Genomic DNA, 15,186 nt, shown 5'->3' with positions numbered 1-15,186 from the left:
CGTGCGTTAAGTTGCGGTAAAATCGACGGGATCCGATGAGGACAGAATGTCAGCCGCCGGCCTGCAACGGCTGTTCGCGCTCGGCGAGCTTGGCGGTGACTTCGCGCGCCTTGGCGGGATCCATCGACGCCAGAATCGGTGAGCTGCGCAGCACCTTCATTCGGCTGAGCACGTCGATCAGGATGTCCATTTCCAGACCTTCGAGGATGCGGGCCGCATCCGCCGGCTTCATCTTCTCGTAGATGGAAACGAGGCTGTCGAGCTTCTCCGCCTGCTTCTCGTCGTGCTGCTTCATCAGGTCTTCGATGCGCTTCTGAACCTGGTCGAGTTCGGCGGCCTTCGCCACGAGGCGCGCTTCGGCGGCCTTGGCCAGCGTCTCGCGCATGTCGAGTTCGCGCTCGCGCTTCTCGATGGCCTCGCGCCGCGCCGACAGCTTCTGCAGCAGGTCGATTTCAGTCTGCGTCAGCAAAGCCGGGTCCTTGGGAGGCGCCGGTTCGGCATCCGCCTTCGGTGCGGCGGGCGCCTGCGGCTTCTCCGCTTGCGGCTCCGCGGCGACGGCCGCAGCCACCTGGACCGGTGCGCGCAGGTCCGACATTCCCTGCCAGACGTCCGACACCTTCAGGCTGAACACCGAGGCGGCGACCAGCAGGGTCACGGGAAGCAGTCCCACGCGCGGCAGAAAGCTCTTCGCGTTCATTGCATGCCCTCGATCGCCTTCAGAAGGGAACGTGCATCCGTCGCGGCGGCCGGAGCCGGGGCCGCCGCAGGCGCGGTGGCGCTGGCCGCCAGCGGGGACGCCGGACGCGCGACCGGACGCGCGACCGGACGCGAGCCCGCCTCGAGCCGCTCGGCGGCGCGCTCGCCGCGCTCGACCAGGAACTCGAGATCGCGAATGGCGGCCCTGCCGGAATCGATCCGTTCCTGGAGCGTCCGGCCCGTACTGTCCGCAGCGACCCGAATGCCGTCGAGCCCGGCCACCGCCTGACCGGTCGCAACCTGAAAATCGCGAACGACGGCAGCGAGCTCGTCGCGGTCGTTGCGCAGCTGCGACAGCCGCCGGTTGAGCAGCACACCGTGAACGATCATCGCCACCAGCAGGCCGGCGAGCACCAGGTCCATGAGGAAGGGAATATTCATCGCATGAACTTGTGGCCGTTGGCGCGCTGGTCGATCTGGACGGCGATGTTGCGCCCCTTGCGACCCATGCGGCCGTCGAACATCGGCACGCCGCCGCAGCGGACCTTCACCTGGGACTCGGGCGTCGCATTCAGCAGGATCTGGGTGCCCACCTTCAACTCCAGGATGCTGCGCAGCGGCATCGTCACCTCGTCGAGCACCGCCTCGACCGCGACCTCCGTCTGCCACAGCTCGCTGGCGAGGTGGTTCTCCCAGATCGAGTCGCGGCCGAACTTCTCGCCCATGAACATCTGCAGGAGCAGTTCGCGCACCGGCTCCAGGGTCGCGTAGGGCAGCAGGAGTTCGAGCTTGCCGCCGCGGTCTTCCATGTCGATCCGCAGTTCGACCAGGATCGCGGCGTTCGCCGGCCGCGCGATCGTGGCGAAGCGCGGATTGGTCTCCAGCCGCTCGAAACGGAAGATGACCGGCGACAGGGGATCGAAGGCGGCGGAGATGTCCGCCAGGACCACATGCGCCATGCGCGTGATCAGGTTGCGCTCGATCGTGGTGTAGGGCCGCCCCTCGATACGCATCGCGGTCGTGCCGCGGCGACCGCCCAACAGGACGTCGACGACCGAGTAGATCAGCGAACTGTCGATCGTCATGATCCCGTAATTGTCCCACTCCTCCGCCTTGAAGACGGTGAGCATGGCCGGCAGCGGGATCGAGTTGAGATAGTCGCCGAATCGCACCGAACGCATGTTGTCGAGCGAGACTTCGACATTGTCGGACGTCAGGTTGCGCAGGCTGGTCGACATCATCCGGACGAGGCGGTCGAACACCACCTCGAGCATCGGCAGGCGCTCGTACGAGACGAGCGCGCTGTTGACGATGGCGTGGACGCCGGAGAGTTCCTTCTCGCCCTCGCCCTCGTTGGAGAAGCCGAGGAGAGAGTCGATCTCGTCCTGGTTGAGGGCGCGGTCCGTTCCGGCCGCGAAGGCCGGCTCCTCGCTGTTCTCTTCGCTGTCGGCGGTGGCCATCGCCTCCCACTCGGCAGCGAGCTTGTCCTCGTCCGTCATCGCACCTTCTTCGGCCATGATGGACTCCTACTGGACCAGCATCTCGCGAAAGAGCACGTCGTGGATCTTGATCGGTTCCACGGCGACGCTGACCCGGCGCAACAGTTCCTCGCGCAGCCGCGCCATGCCCGCCGACCCCTGCAGATCGGTGACCCGCAGCTCGCGCAGATAGACCTGGAAATTGTCGATGATGCGCGGCGACAGCGCCTGGAGCTTCGCCACGTCCTCCTGGCTGCCGGCCTCGAGGCTGACGCGGATCTTCAGGTAGTTCGTACGCCGGCCGGTCGAGGTGAGGTTCACGAGCATGTCCGGCACGTCGTAGAAGACGAGTTCCTTCGGTGCCTCCGGCTCGTGCTTCGTCTCGCCGTGCGGCGCCTCGGCATGCTCGGCCCCCGCCTCGCCGCCGCCGCCGAGGTCGATGATGCCGGTGGCGATGAGGCCGCCCGCGCCGCCGCCCAGCAGCAGCAGAGGCAGCAGGATGAAGAGAACCAGCTTCTTCCCTGACTTCCGCTTGGGCGGCAGCCCATCGGCGCCGTCCAGTGCTGCATCGACGGTAGTGGCGTTGGCGGCCATGGGGGCGCGTCCTTGTACTCACGATTTGTCGCTCGGGAGGAACCTAGGGCGGGCTGGTTAACGCGGGGTTTAAGGGTGCCGCCCCGGCACGCTCTGCCCGGCAGAATTTGCCCGCCTGCACCCTCGGCGTCGCGAGAAACGGCGGTTTTCCGCCGATCCGCCGGGTGGCATGGCCAGTGCTATCGGAATGGCACGACCATGTCGGCGAGAGAGACCCGGAAGGCACCATGGACAATGTCGGCTACATAGCCCTGTCGCGGCAAATGACGCTGATGCGGCAGATGGAGGTGGTGGCGAACAATATCGCCAACGCCAACAGCACCGCGTTCAAGGGCGAGCACGTCCTGTTCTCGGAGTATGTGACGCACCCCGCCGCGAACACCAAGGTCTCCTACGTCGAGGACGTCGCGGTCGTCCGCGACCAGCAGCAGGGTCCGCTCTCCCACACCGGCGGAAGCCTGGACCTCGCCATCAACGGCGAAGGCTATTTCGTCGTCGGCACGCCGACGGGCGACCGCTACACGCGGGCCGGCAACTTCCAGCTCAGTCCGGAAGGTGCCGTCGTGACGGGCGACCAGTATCCGCTGCTGGACGATCGGGGCCGCGAGGTCGTGGTACCGCCCGGCACCAACAACGTCGTCGTGACGCCGGACGGCGTCGTCTCGGCAGACGGCAACCGTATCGCGCGGATCCAGCTGGTGGAGTTCGAGAATGGCTACGAACTGCGCAAGTCGCGCAGCGGACTCTACACCACCGACGCGGCGCCGCAGCCGTCGCAGGACAGCCGGATCACCCAGGGAATGCTCGAGCAGTCGAACGTGCAGGCGATCGTCGAGATGACCCGGATGATGGAAATCCTCCGGTCGTTCCAGGGGACCGACAACATGGTCCAGCAGGAACACGAGCGGCTGCGCGACATGATCCGCCGCCTGCCCGACACCCAGCAGAGCTGACGCCACGCCGTCCCCGCGACCCGCAGATTACCAGGATCAGGCTACGATGAGATCATTGAGCATCGCTTCTACCGGCATGCTGGCGCAGCAGCTGAACGTCGAGGTGATTTCCAACAACATCGCCAACGTCAACACGACCGGCTTCAAGCGGCAGCGGGCGGAGTTCCAGGATCTTCTCTACCAGAACCTGCGCCGGGTCGGGTCGAACTCGTCGGACGCCGGCACCGTGGTGCCGTCCGGCATCCAGATCGGCGTCGGCGTGAAGACCGCCTCGGTCTATCGCATCACCGAACAGGGCGACCTGACGGTGACCGAGAACGCGCTCGACATCTCGATCCAGGGCAAGGGCTATTTCCGCGTGGAACTGCCCGACGGCCAGACCGGCTACACCCGGTCGGGTTCGTTCCAGCTCAGCGCCACGGGCGAGATCGTGACCGCCGACGGCTACCGTCTCCTGCCCGGCATCGTCATCGACCCGCAGGCCGTCTCGGTGACGGTCAACGCCAGCGGCGAGGTGATTCAGAAGCTCGACGGCCAGGTCGACGCCACCATCGCCGGCCAGATCGACCTCGCCACCTTCGCCAACGAGGCCGGCCTCGAGGCGACGGGCGACAACATCTACAAGGAGACGACGGCCTCCGGCGCGGCCACCACGGCGACACCCGGCAACGCCGGCTACGGCACGCTCCGCCAGGGCTTCCTGGAAACCTCCAACGTCAACGTGGTCGCCGAGCTGACCAACCTCATCACGGCGCAACGCGCCTACGAGATGAACTCCAAGGTCATCCAGACCTCCGACCAGATGTTGCAGACCCTGACGCAGCTGCGCTGAGGATCCATTTCATGAACCGCCGCACTCTCACCCTGGGCGCCGCGCTCGTCGCGATGCTCTGCACCGCAGCGCTCCCGGCCGCAGCAGAGACCATTCCGCTGCTGCGCGACCAAGCGATCGTCGCCGAGGGCAACGTGCATCTCGGCGACGTCTTCGCCAACGTCGATCAGCAGGCGTCGCGCGTCATCGCGGCCGCTCCCGCGCCGGGCGCACGCATGATCCTCGATGCCGAGCAGCTGATGGCGATCGCCGCGGCGAACGGCATCTCCTGGCAGCCCCGCAGCCGCTTCGACCGAATCACGATCGAACGGGAAAGCCGGGTCGTCGACGCCCGGGAGATCGAACGGCAGCTGGCCGACGCGATCGCCGCGGCAAGCGGCCGTGTCGAGTTCGAGGTCGACGTCGAGAACCGTCAGCAGATCGTCCATCTGCCGGTCGGCGGCGAGGTGCGGATCGAGATCGAGAACCTGCGCGTCGACGCGCGCGGCCGTCGCGCGACGGCGACGCTGCTGGCGCCGAACGGCGACGGCGGCATGAACCGCGTTCCGGTCACCGCCCGTCTGTTCCCGGTGGTCGATGTGCCGGTTCTGCGCGGCCCGGTCATGCCGGGCCAGGCGATCGGCGAGAGCGACCTGGATTGGGCTTCGGTCCGCGCCGACCGCCTGCGGCGCGACATGATCACCGATGCGCGCTGGATGATCGGGATGACGCCGCGCCGGGCGATCACGCCGGGCCTGCCCGTGGCCGTGCGCGACCTCCAGGAGCGCATCGTCGTCCAGAAGAACAGCATGGTGACCATCGTGCTGCGCTCCGGATCCCTCACCCTCACGGCCCGCGGCAAGGCGCTCGAGGACGGCGCTCTCGGCGCTGCGATCCGGGTGCTGAATCCGCGCAGCGATCGGGTGGTCGAGGCCACCGTAATCTCGCCGGACACCGTCGAGATCCAGTCCCTTCAAATGATCGGCGCCGCCCAGGTGCAGGCAGCCAGCAACGTCGCCCTCAAGGCCGGGAGCTATCGATGAACGCCACCAACCGCTTATCGCTTCGCATCCCGGTCCGCCTGGGGGCCGCCTTCTGCCTCGTGCTGGCGCTCGCCGCCTGCGGTAACACGCAGCGCCGCCTCGCCGAGGTCGGCCAGGAGCCGAAACTGACGCGGGTCGTCGACCCCACCGCGGTCCCCGGCTACCAGCCGGTCGTCATGCCGATGCCGGCCCCGCAGCCGATGGAACGCTCGGCGAACTCGCTGTGGCGCAGCGGCTCGCGCGCCTTCCTGAAGGACCAGCGCGCCGGCCGCGTCGGCGACATCCTGACCGTCCTGATCCGCATCGACGACAAGGCGCAGCTCCAGAACAAGACCACCCGCACCCGCAACAACACCGAGTCCGCCGGCATCCCCTCCTTCCTCGGCCTGGAGTCGAAGCTCGGCAAGATCCTGCCGAAGGCGGTCGATCCGAGCAGCCTGATCGACATGTCGAGTGACACGTCGAACTCCGGCAGCGGCGCCGTTACCCGCGGCGAGGCGATCAACCTGAAGGTCGCGGCCCTCGTCACCCAGGTCCTGCCGAACGGCAACATGGCGCTCCAGGGCCGCCAGGAGGTCCGGGTGAACTTCGAGGTCCGCGAACTGCTGATCGCCGGCGTCGTCCGGCCCGAGGACATCACCTCGGAGAACACGATCAGCTATGAGAAGATCGCCGAAGCGCGCATCGCCTACGGCGGACGCGGCCAGCTCTCCGACGTCCAGCAGCCGCGATACGGCCAGCAGATCTACGACATCGTCTTCCCCTTCTGAGCGCGCAGCGCATCGTGTTCTCGGGCCGGCCGCAACACTGCGGTCGGCCCGATCGCCGTCGCGGGCCCGCACATGTGCCGATGCTGTCGCTACTCCACGCGGCACAGGTCTCCCAGCAGCATGTTCTCCAGGCTGCGCCGGTCTCGCCGAGAGCGGATCTGGCGCGTGCCGATGGATGTCGGCCTGAGCTGGATGACCTCGCCGTCCGCACGGCACTCGAAACGGCGCTCCGCGCCTGCCAGAAGCTCATCGGGGCCGTAGACGGCGACCACGGTAATCTCGATAGCCTGCAACTTGCGCCGCCAGGCCTGCGGATCATCGGAAGCGACGCGCCCGATCGTCTCGCGCACCACGTCATCGAAGGTCCCGATGTCGATGAAGCATCCGGCACCCAGAGGCCCCTGCTTCAGGGTACGCATCGGATCGCCGGGTCCCGCGTCCTCGTCCAGATTCTCCAGGTCCGTCAGTTGGCAGAGCGCCGACGCATCGGCGGTTTGCAGCCGCGCGACGATGCTCTGGATGTAGATGGGCTCCGCGCTCATGTTGCTCAGCAGGCAGCGCGCCCGCAGGTCTGTCCCGCCTCCCCGGTTCACGAGGATCTTGGCTCGGCGCTCGCGCCGGTAGCCCGCGAGGAACACCTGCAGATATGTCACCCAGACGATCAGCATGCCGGCGTTCGCCAGCACGTTGAGCGTATCGGAATTGTCGCTCAGCCACTGCCACATCGGCCGGTCCATCTCTGTGTTCCGGCCAAACCTTCGGCGGCGCCCATGGTTCCAAACGACGCCCGCGCCGACCGATCGGTGCGATAGGCCGCGAGCGGACCGCCGGGTGCCGGCGATGGGACACGGCGAGGAAACTCCCCTTGCGATCTTCGCACGTGCGGCGCAACCTCCCTCGCACCGCAACATGAGAGGCAGCCATGGCCGGAGCCGTCGCCCCCTCCCCGGGACCGAAAGCATCGCCGCCGGCCGCGCCCGACGCAGATCGTGCCGGAGCGCCGGCCGCCCCCGCTGTCCTGCATGAACGCCTGCTCGCCATGATGGCCGAGTTCCGCGAGAGCGGTCACGTCGATCCGTTCGGCAATCCGATCTCGCGGATGGCCCTGGAACTGACCCGGATGGTCGACCGCGAGGAGATTCGGGCCAGCGACCTGGACGGGTTGGTGCAGCACATGAGTGCGGCGGCTTTCTCTGGACGTGCGACGCGGATGGCCGCCTATCTCGGCACGACCGATCCGACAGAGAACGAGGCCCGCCTGCGCACCGTCATCGACCGGCTCGCTAAGCCGAAGGCCGACGCGGCACCGGTCGACTTCGCCGCCTTCCGCGACACGATCGAGAGCCTGCATTTCGGCGTGGTGTTCACCGCGCACCCGACCTTCGCGCTACCGCTGGACCTATCCCGCGCCCTCGCGCGGCTGGCGGCCGGCCATGCGGGCGGCGCCCCCCTTTCCCCCGACGAACGCGAGGCGGTCGCCGACGCCGCGCGCAAGCGGCATCACCGGCCGCCGACGCGTCTCACGCTCGACGACGAGTTCGCCTGGGCGATGGAGGCGATCGGTCATGCCCAGTCGGCGCTGGCGCGCGTGCATGCCGTGGCGCTCGACGTGGCGCGCACGCATTATCCCGACCAGTGGCGCAGCCTGGTCCCGAGGCTCGTCTCCGTCGCCTCCTGGGTGGGCTACGATCACGACGGCCGCTCCGACATCGGTTGGACCGACACGCTCGGGATGCGCCTCAAGGTCAAGCATGCCCAACTGTCGCAGTTGCGTGACTCCTGCGCGACGCTGCGCTCGGAGCGGCCCGGATCGCCGACGGCACCGACGATCGAGCTGATCGAATCGCTGCTCGCCCTGGCCGCGAACCAGGTCGAGTACCAGATCGAGGCTTCCATACCCGCGGGAGAGAACGCCTCCGACGAGGGTAAGGGGGCGCGCCATGCGGCGGCGTTCGCGCGCCGTCTCGTCGAGGGGCGCGAGCATGCCCTGACCGACGGTGCGCGCCTGACGGAACTGCTCGACCGCGCCATCGCCGCAGCCGAGGACGACGATCGTGCCGCACGCCTCTGCGGGATCCGCAGCGCGCTCGCGACGAATGGACTGGGCGTCGCGCACACGCATTTTCGCCTGAACGCCACCCAGCTGCACAACGCGATCCGTCGGCAGATCGGCCTCGAGGGCGCGCCCGACGACCCGAGCCAGCGGCGCAGCTACGTCAACGCCATCAACGACCTGCTGAACAAGGCCGAGCCGGCGAGCGTGAACATCGGCTCGTTGCTGGCGGAGCGCGCTTCGGCGAAGCGGATGTTCATGATGATCGCCGAACTGGCCAAGCACATCGATTCGGCCACGCCGGTCCGCTTCCTCATCGCCGAGACGGAAACGGCGTTCACCCTCCTGGTCGCCCTCTATTTCGCACGCGTCTTCGGCGTGGAACATCTGGTCGAGATCTCGCCGCTGTTCGAGACCGAAGAGGCCATGGAGCATGGCGACCGGATCATCGAAGACGCGCTGCGCTCGCCGCACTTCCGCAGCTATGTCGAACGGACCGGACGCCTCTGCCTGCAGTTCGGCTTTTCCGATTCCGGTCGCTATGTCGGCCAGATGGCGGCCACCTTCTGGATCGAGCGGCTGCGGCTGAAGATTGCCTCGGCGCTCGCGAAGCACGGCCTGACCGGCGTCCAGGTGGTGCTGTTCAGCACGCACGGCGAATCGATCGGCCGCGGCGGACATCCGGGCAGCATGGCGGACCGGCTGCGCTACGTGGCGCCGCCCGTCAGCCGGGCCGCCTTCCGCGCCGCGGGTGTGGCGGTGAAGGAGGAGACGAGCTTCCAGGGCGGCGACGGCTACCTCTGGTTCCTGTCGCCCGAGACCGCCTTCGCCACCCTCTGCCGCATCGCCGAGTTCGCGCTGACGCCCGACGAGGAGGAAGCCGGCGATCCGATCTACGAGGATCCGGACTTCGCGGCGGAGTTCTTCGCCGTCGTGCACCAGGAGTTCGCGCACATCGTCGACGATCCGGACTATGCCGCGCTGCTCGGCGTGTTCGGCACGAACATGCTGGATCGCACCGGGTCGCGCCCGGTGCGGCGCCAGCACGAGACGATGGCCGGGCCGAAGGAGTTCCAGCATCCCTCGCAGATGCGCGCCATCCCGAACAACGCCGTGCTTCAGCAACTCGGCCTGCTCGCGAACACGGTGAGCGGGTTGGGACGGGCCGCCTCGAAGGACCTGGAACGTTTCCGGGTGATGCTGAGCCAGTCGCCACGCTTCCGGCGCGCCATGGCGATCGTCGCCTACGGCATGTCGGCGAGCGACCTCGACGTCCTGCGTGCCTATGTCGACACCCTCGATCCCGGCGTCTGGCTGAGCCGCTCGGCACGGACGCGCAACCCCGCCCGCCGCGAGGAACTGCGCTTCATCGCCGGGCACCTGGAACGCGGTAACGTTCTGGCGCGGCTACTGAAAATCTTTCGAAGGCTACAGGCAGACCAGCTCCTGCTGCGCGACCTGATGGCGGATGTCGAGGCGGACGGCGAACTGCCGGACACCGCCCTGGCCCCCGAAGCCCGCGCCGACCTGGCCCTCCTGCACGCGATCCGGGTCGCGCTCGTACACCGGATCTACCTGCTCGGCAGCCACATTCCCGAGTTCTCGCCGTTCGAGAACATGACCCGGGCGGACATCGTGCAACTCCTCGTACACCTCGACGTCGACAATGCGATCGAAGTGCTGAAGCAGGTGTTCCCGCGACGGGACGCGGCGGCCGTGAGGGACATCGATTTCGCAGAGCCCGCGAACTACGTCGCAGACGCCGGCCAGACCTACGAGCAGGAGCACCTGACGGTGTTCGAGCCGATCGCCGCACATCTCGAACTGATCCGGCGAGTCAGCGGTGCCATCACCCACCGCATCGGCGCTCTGGGATAACTCCCCGTCAGTTCGTCCCCGGCGCCCGGCTCCACGCCTCTCGCAGGTCCTCCATGGCGTAGTCGAAATGGGTCTTCGAAGTCTCCCAGTCGCCACCTGCCGTCTGGTTCATCCGCTGCCAGCTCTCCTTGGCGACGATCCACTTCTCGTTCAGCGCGGCACCCTGCTCCATCGCGTCGTTGTCGCCGCGAAGATTGGCCGTCTGCCGATATTCCGCGATGCGACTTTCCCATGCCCGGAGCCGCTGCTCCGATTGCTGGTTGAACCTTTCGCGCGGCAGGGTCGCCTCGCGCTGATCGGGCGTCGCGGCGAGCGGACGCGTGTTGCCGGGATTGCCCGGCTGCATCGTCGCCGCCTCGGGGTCGTACCCGGGAGCGGTCTGAGGCACCTGCTGGGCGACCGCAGCCGCGGAACAGACTGCGACTGCGAGTGCGATCACGGACGGCTTGAACACGACATGACCCTTCCTGGCATTGAGAGGTTCGGCCGGTAGCGACATTGGAAGAACCCAAGCGTGCACCGGCCGGTTCCGGCGACCCGCGCCGCCACGGGAGCGGCGCGCGTCGCCGGGAGCAGCCCGGGCTGCCGCATCAACGGGCCGAGAGTTCCCCGAGAGTCGTGACGGCTCGCTCCGAAAGGCGAACCGAACCGCTGCCGGGGTCCGCGACCAGGGCTTCCATCGGAAGCGCGATCACGGATCCGCCGATGATGACGGGAGCTTCGTTGCCGGGGACACGCCGGTCGACGAACGGCCCCAGGACCAAGCCCATCTGACGGTGCTGCCGATCGAGCCTGACGAGCACGTCGTTCGGCGTTCCAGCGTCGGTGATCGTATCGACGATCTCGCCGATTCGCTTACCGTGCATCGTCACCGATCGTCCGACCAGCGCCGCGGGATCTGCCGCTGCCTGCTGGGCGGGGCGCTTCGCGGTATCGGCGGCTGCAGCTAGGCGCGCGCTCGCCTCGGCCCCGCTCCAGGGTGCGGCTGCGACCACGACCGCCGCGACCGCCACGGCCGGCAGGCATAGCCCGCCATACACCGATTCCGATGACTTCAAGTGCAATGGCTTTGCGAGAATCTTGTTCATGATGGTCTCCGTCTGTGCGATCTCCGTTTGTGGCGCGGGAGCCCCAGCCCGCATGCGGCCGAGCCGGCCGCACACGGGGCGCCGCCCGGCGATCACTGCCGCGGCGCAAACTCGTTGAGGGTCGTGACGGCGCTATCTGAAAGACGCAGGTTGCCGCCTTCCAGGCCCTGGCTGAACGCCTCCATCGGGACGGCGATGACGGTACCGCCAACGATCACCGGGGACTCGTTGCCGGTCATCTTGCCGGCGCCACGGGAGCCGAGCACGACTCCCATCTGGTAGTGCTGCTCGTCCAGCTCGATCAGCACGTCGTTCTTGGTGTTGTCGCGCTTCACCGTGTCGACGACCTCACCAATCCGGTCGCCGTTCATCATCACAGAGCGACCGGTAAGGGTCTCGCCAGCGGTCGCCGCCGCGTCCCGCGCCTGCACCGCCGGTGCCGCCGCAGCCGCGACCGCCAGCCCGGTGCCGGCCGCCAGCGCCGCCGCACGGATGGTCTTCGGGACAATGCTCAGCATCGTCGGGGTTGCTGCATTCATGTCAGCCTCCTTGTTGCCAGACTTGTATGGCTTCGATGCCACCCCTGCACCGTATCTGTCGGTCCGACGAGATCCTGGGGCGGCGACCGTCGTGACGCGCGGTGCGCTGCACCCGTCGGGCGTCACGATCGACTCGGCCAACAAGGCGAAGCCGAGCGGGTTCCATCGGTCGCTGCGGAAACCCGCTGATCACATTGGTTGTGCGCCCTCGGAACAGGACGGCACCGCCGGCGTTGCGCAATCAGGGGCCCGTCGCCGGCCGCAGTGGCGCCACCGGCGCCACGTGGCCGTCTGCTGAGCAGCCACGGCGTCAGGTACCGGCAACCGAAACCAGCGGGGCACGACGATGAAGAAGCTCGAATGCGCGGTCGCAGCAGCGGCGCTCGCGGTCTCTGCAATAGCTCCGGCGGGCCATCTTCAGGCACAGCCACGCTCGATGACGGTCGAAGAGGTCACCCTGCCCCTCGCCAGTTGTGCAACGCGCGAGACGCTTTGGCTCGACCTCTACCAGGTGGCCTTGTACCTGCCCGACGGAACGCCTCTCGACCCGTCCGCTATTCTCCGGCCGGAGACGCCGAAGATCGTCAGACTGCACGTGACATATGACGGCGAGGTGCCCGAGGACATTCCCGAGGCATGGCAACAACGAGTCCGGGCAGAGACTGAGCGCGAACTCCAGAACATTTACAGCGGGTTGAGTACCGGCGACGTCGTCCTCCTGGCCCACCGGCCGGGCGACGGAACGACGGTGATGGTCAACGGCAGCGTGGCGAAGGCGGACCAGAGCGGCCGCCTGGTAGCCGACCTCCTCGGCGCACTGATCGGGGACGATCCGACCTCGAACAACATGAAGCGCCTGCTGCTCGCGCGAGGCTCCTGCTGATCGCCGTCCCTTTCGGTGAGACGCAGGCGCGGTTCACGGCGCGGCGGCGCTTGACGGGCGCCTGCGACGCGATCTCCCAGCGGATCGGCGCGCCGGGAAAGACAAGGCGACGACGATCGCGCCGGGTTCGCGGGCTTCGCACGGCCCGCCTGGGCAGGAGTGTCTGAATGGCCTGCATCAGCTCCTCCAGCTTCACCGGCTTGTTCAGCCTCGCGCAGTTCTCGAGCGCGATATCGCGCAGCGTCGCAGTGGACATATCGCCGGTCAGCATGATCGCAGCGCGAAATGGAACAGCGATATGACCCGGGCCGGGGGTTTGGGCCGGAGGTAGATGAGGAGGTTCCGGGACGACTTCAGATCGAGCCGGGAGAACGGCGGATCGGCCTAGACGTCCTGCGATCCGGAACCGGTGCCGGCGCGGTGGCGACGATCCTGTCGAGAGGCTTCCTCCACTGCGTCCACATGAGCGGCTCGGAGCGTCGGGCCGGCAGGCTGGGGCCGGACGCCGTGTTCGTGCAGAAGCCCTTCACGGATATGGAGTTTGCCCGCGCTATCGACGACGCGATGGCAATCAGCGCCGCCGCCTGATCCGGCGCCGGCGCCGCTCGCCCGCGGGCTACGCCGGAGCCGCGATCCGGCGCTGCAGATGGAGCCAGATCAGGGCGACCGCGACGATCGCCAGCAACGGCACCACGGCGAGGTTGACCGTCTCCCAGCCGAGCAGGTTGAGCAGGCCGCCCGAGGAGAAGGCCGCGGTCGCAGTGGTGGCGAACATCGCGAAATCGTTCAGTCCCTGCACCTTCGCGCGTTCGGCCGGGCTGTGGACCGTGGTGAGCAGCGTCGTGGCGCCGATGAACATGAAGTTCCAGCCGACGCCCAGCAGGGCGAGCGCTATGGCGAAGTTGAAGAATGCGACCCCGGCCAGGTTGAGCGCCACGCAGGCGAGATTCACCAGGACGCCGACGGCGATGATATTGGTCGCGCCGTATCGGCGGATGAGGCTGCCCGTGAAAAAGGACGGCGCGAACATCGCGAAGATGTGCAGCTGGATCACCGTCGCCGAATCGGTGAATCCGAAACCGCAGCCGTACATCGCGAGCGGCGTCGACGTCATCACCAGCGACATCGTTGCATAGCCGAAGATGCCGGAGAGCAAGGCGACGACGCATGCCGGCTGGCGGAGGATCTCACCCAACGACCGGCCCGCCGGCGCGGCTCTGTCGACGACGGGTCGCGGTATCCGCACCTGCGACACGACGACCGCCGTCACGGCGTAGAAGCAGGCGAGACCGGCGTAGGCACCGGCATAGAGCACGGGCGAAAACAGGCCGACGGTCGCCTTCGCCACCTCGGGCCCGATGAAGGCGGCGAACAGTCCACCCGCCATGACCCAGGAGATGGCCTTGGCGCGGAAGGCCTCGCCGGCCGTGTCGGCCGCCGCGAACCGATAGAAGACGGCAAATCCGTTGGCGAACCCGGCCATCAGGATGGCGAAGGTGAAGAGCACGAAGTCGGCCGCGAATACCGCATATATCGCCGTCAGGGCGCCGAGAAAGCCGATCGTCGCACCGATGAGAAACCCGTTCCGCCGCCCCAGGCGCTGCATGATGAACGACGCCGGCAGCGTCGCGCACATGATCCCGACATGGTGGAACGCGATGGGCAGCGTCGCCAACGTCTTGTCGGACGCGAGCAGATGCCCCACGAGCGGCGAGGTCGAGATCATCAGCGATGTGCCGCTCATATAGAGCGCCTGGCACATCGCAAGCAGAAGCGCATTGCGCTTGGCGGGATCGGCGAAGAGCACTGCGGGATATCCAGTCGGCGCCAGAGGAAGCCGGACCTTACGCCCCCGCCCTGACCGCGTGCAATGTCATGCCGGCATGACTGAGATGTCAGGAACGCCGGTCCTGGACCCACTGGAAGAACAGGCCGGCCACGACCTCCCGTCCGGCGATGCGCCTCGCACGTTCGAGAAGCCGCCCGCGCGCCACTTCGAGATCGACCGTTGCATCGTTCGGCCACTTCTGCGCGAGGAGGCCGTGCAGTTCGACGTTGAACGCGTCCTCGATCCGCCGCATCGACACCATGACGGGGCTGTGATCCTCGCCCGGCGTCACCTCGATCACGATGTTCAGCGACAGCCGCCCCTTGATCCGGCCGTCCCGGATGACCGGGACGGTCATCGTGCGCATCGGCACGAATACGCCGGGAGCGCCTTCCTGGGGTGGCTGTGCCGGCTCGCCGCCTCCGCCCTGTGACGCACGCGCATGCGCGGTGCCGCTGTCCAGGCAGAAGGAGACGCCGCCGAAGGCCAGCAGCAGGAGGACGGAGAGGATGAAACGGATGCTTTGCATGACGGGCAGAAGGACCCGGGGCCGGTGAAAGCGGCCTTAATGG

Annotated in this window: 17 protein-coding genes; 7 read left to right on the top strand and 10 right to left on the bottom strand. The window is 67.6% G+C overall.

What is annotated here, in order from left to right; genetic code table 11:
- Positions 1-49 precede the first annotated feature (49 nt).
- Genes ABIE65_RS13005 through ABIE65_RS12990 form a run of 4 tightly spaced genes read right to left on the bottom strand, consistent with a single transcriptional unit; the run spans position 50 to position 2,768 of the window.
- Positions 50-697 carry a MotE family protein gene (locus ABIE65_RS13005; RefSeq protein ID WP_354078179.1) on the bottom strand — a complete coding sequence of 216 codons (648 nt, stop codon included), beginning with the start codon at positions 695-697 and terminating at the stop codon, positions 50-52.
- Positions 694-1,119, bottom strand: a complete 426-nt coding sequence (locus ABIE65_RS13000; protein ID WP_354078178.1) for a DUF6468 domain-containing protein — start codon at positions 1,117-1,119, stop codon at positions 694-696. The genes ABIE65_RS13005 and ABIE65_RS13000 overlap by 4 nt, the downstream gene beginning before the upstream one ends.
- Positions 1,120-1,133: 14 nt before the next feature.
- A complete protein-coding gene (gene fliM, locus ABIE65_RS12995) occupies positions 1,134-2,213 on the bottom strand; it encodes a flagellar motor switch protein FliM (protein ID WP_354078177.1) in 1,080 nt (359 codons plus the stop codon).
- Positions 2,214-2,222: 9 nt separating this feature from the next.
- Entirely contained in the window at positions 2,223-2,768 is a 546-nt protein-coding gene (locus ABIE65_RS12990) for a flagellar basal body-associated FliL family protein (RefSeq protein ID WP_354078176.1), read from the bottom strand.
- 227 nt (positions 2,769-2,995) lie between these two features.
- Between ABIE65_RS12990 and flgF the strand changes: the two genes are divergently transcribed.
- From flgF to flgH, 4 genes are read left to right on the top strand one after another with little or no spacing between them, the layout of a single operon-like run.
- Positions 2,996-3,721: a flagellar basal-body rod protein FlgF gene (flgF, locus tag ABIE65_RS12985; protein WP_354078175.1), complete on the top strand. Its 726-nt coding sequence runs from the start codon at positions 2,996-2,998 to the stop codon at positions 3,719-3,721.
- A 46-nt stretch (positions 3,722-3,767) separates the two neighbouring features.
- Positions 3,768-4,553 (top strand): flagellar basal-body rod protein FlgG, encoded by a 786-nt coding sequence (gene flgG, locus ABIE65_RS12980; protein ID WP_354078174.1) that lies wholly within the window; start codon positions 3,768-3,770, stop codon positions 4,551-4,553.
- Between the two features lie 11 nt (positions 4,554-4,564).
- Positions 4,565-5,575: a flagellar basal body P-ring formation chaperone FlgA gene (flgA, locus tag ABIE65_RS12975; RefSeq protein WP_354078172.1), complete on the top strand. Its 1,011-nt coding sequence runs from the start codon at positions 4,565-4,567 to the stop codon at positions 5,573-5,575.
- Positions 5,572-6,345 (top strand): flagellar basal body L-ring protein FlgH, encoded by a 774-nt coding sequence (gene flgH / locus ABIE65_RS12970; protein ID WP_354078171.1) that lies wholly within the window; start codon positions 5,572-5,574, stop codon positions 6,343-6,345. Before flgA ends, flgH begins: the two co-directional genes overlap by 4 nt.
- Before the next feature lie 89 nt (positions 6,346-6,434).
- Here the strand turns inward: flgH and ABIE65_RS12965 are convergent, their stop codons facing one another.
- The gene (locus ABIE65_RS12965; protein WP_354078169.1) at positions 6,435-7,031 is read right to left on the bottom strand and encodes a hypothetical protein; all 597 of its coding nucleotides are present in this window, start codon (positions 7,029-7,031) and stop codon (positions 6,435-6,437) included.
- A 236-nt stretch (positions 7,032-7,267) separates the two neighbouring features.
- Between ABIE65_RS12965 and ABIE65_RS12960 the strand changes: the two genes are divergently transcribed.
- The gene (locus ABIE65_RS12960) at positions 7,268-10,276 is read left to right on the top strand and encodes a phosphoenolpyruvate carboxylase (protein WP_354078167.1); all 3,009 of its coding nucleotides are present in this window, start codon (positions 7,268-7,270) and stop codon (positions 10,274-10,276) included.
- 7 nt (positions 10,277-10,283) lie between these two features.
- On the opposite strand, the gene ABIE65_RS12955 is transcribed toward ABIE65_RS12960, so the two are convergent.
- The 3 genes from ABIE65_RS12955 to ABIE65_RS12945 form a co-directional block, all read right to left on the bottom strand.
- The gene (locus ABIE65_RS12955; protein WP_354078166.1) at positions 10,284-10,730 is read right to left on the bottom strand and encodes a hypothetical protein; all 447 of its coding nucleotides are present in this window, start codon (positions 10,728-10,730) and stop codon (positions 10,284-10,286) included.
- A 136-nt stretch (positions 10,731-10,866) separates the two neighbouring features.
- A complete protein-coding gene (locus tag ABIE65_RS12950; protein WP_354078164.1) occupies positions 10,867-11,364 on the bottom strand; it encodes a hypothetical protein in 498 nt (165 codons plus the stop codon).
- 92 nt (positions 11,365-11,456) lie between these two features.
- The gene (locus ABIE65_RS12945) at positions 11,457-11,903 is read right to left on the bottom strand and encodes a hypothetical protein (RefSeq protein WP_354078163.1); all 447 of its coding nucleotides are present in this window, start codon (positions 11,901-11,903) and stop codon (positions 11,457-11,459) included.
- A 346-nt stretch (positions 11,904-12,249) separates the two neighbouring features.
- Between ABIE65_RS12945 and ABIE65_RS12940 the strand changes: the two genes are divergently transcribed.
- Positions 12,250-12,786 carry a chalcone isomerase family protein gene (locus tag ABIE65_RS12940; protein ID WP_354078162.1) on the top strand — a complete coding sequence of 179 codons (537 nt, stop codon included), beginning with the start codon at positions 12,250-12,252 and terminating at the stop codon, positions 12,784-12,786.
- A 420-nt stretch (positions 12,787-13,206) separates the two neighbouring features.
- Entirely contained in the window at positions 13,207-13,374 is a 168-nt protein-coding gene (locus tag ABIE65_RS12935) for a hypothetical protein (RefSeq protein WP_354078161.1), read from the top strand.
- A gap of 28 nt (positions 13,375-13,402) precedes the next feature.
- Here the strand turns inward: ABIE65_RS12935 and ABIE65_RS12930 are convergent, their stop codons facing one another.
- Together ABIE65_RS12930 and ABIE65_RS12925 are read right to left on the bottom strand one after the other, a co-directional pair.
- Positions 13,403-14,593, bottom strand: coding sequence for an MFS transporter (locus tag ABIE65_RS12930; protein ID WP_354078160.1), 1,191 nt, complete (start codon positions 14,591-14,593; stop codon positions 13,403-13,405).
- A gap of 88 nt (positions 14,594-14,681) precedes the next feature.
- Positions 14,682-15,143 (bottom strand): hypothetical protein, encoded by a 462-nt coding sequence (locus tag ABIE65_RS12925; protein WP_354078159.1) that lies wholly within the window; start codon positions 15,141-15,143, stop codon positions 14,682-14,684.
- Between the last annotated feature and the right edge of the window lie 43 nt (positions 15,144-15,186).

It is taken from the genome of Constrictibacter sp. MBR-5 (assembly GCF_040549485.1).
Classification (GTDB): domain Bacteria; phylum Pseudomonadota; class Alphaproteobacteria; order JAJUGE01; family JAJUGE01; genus Constrictibacter.
This window is presented reverse-complemented; position numbering and strand designations above follow the sequence as displayed.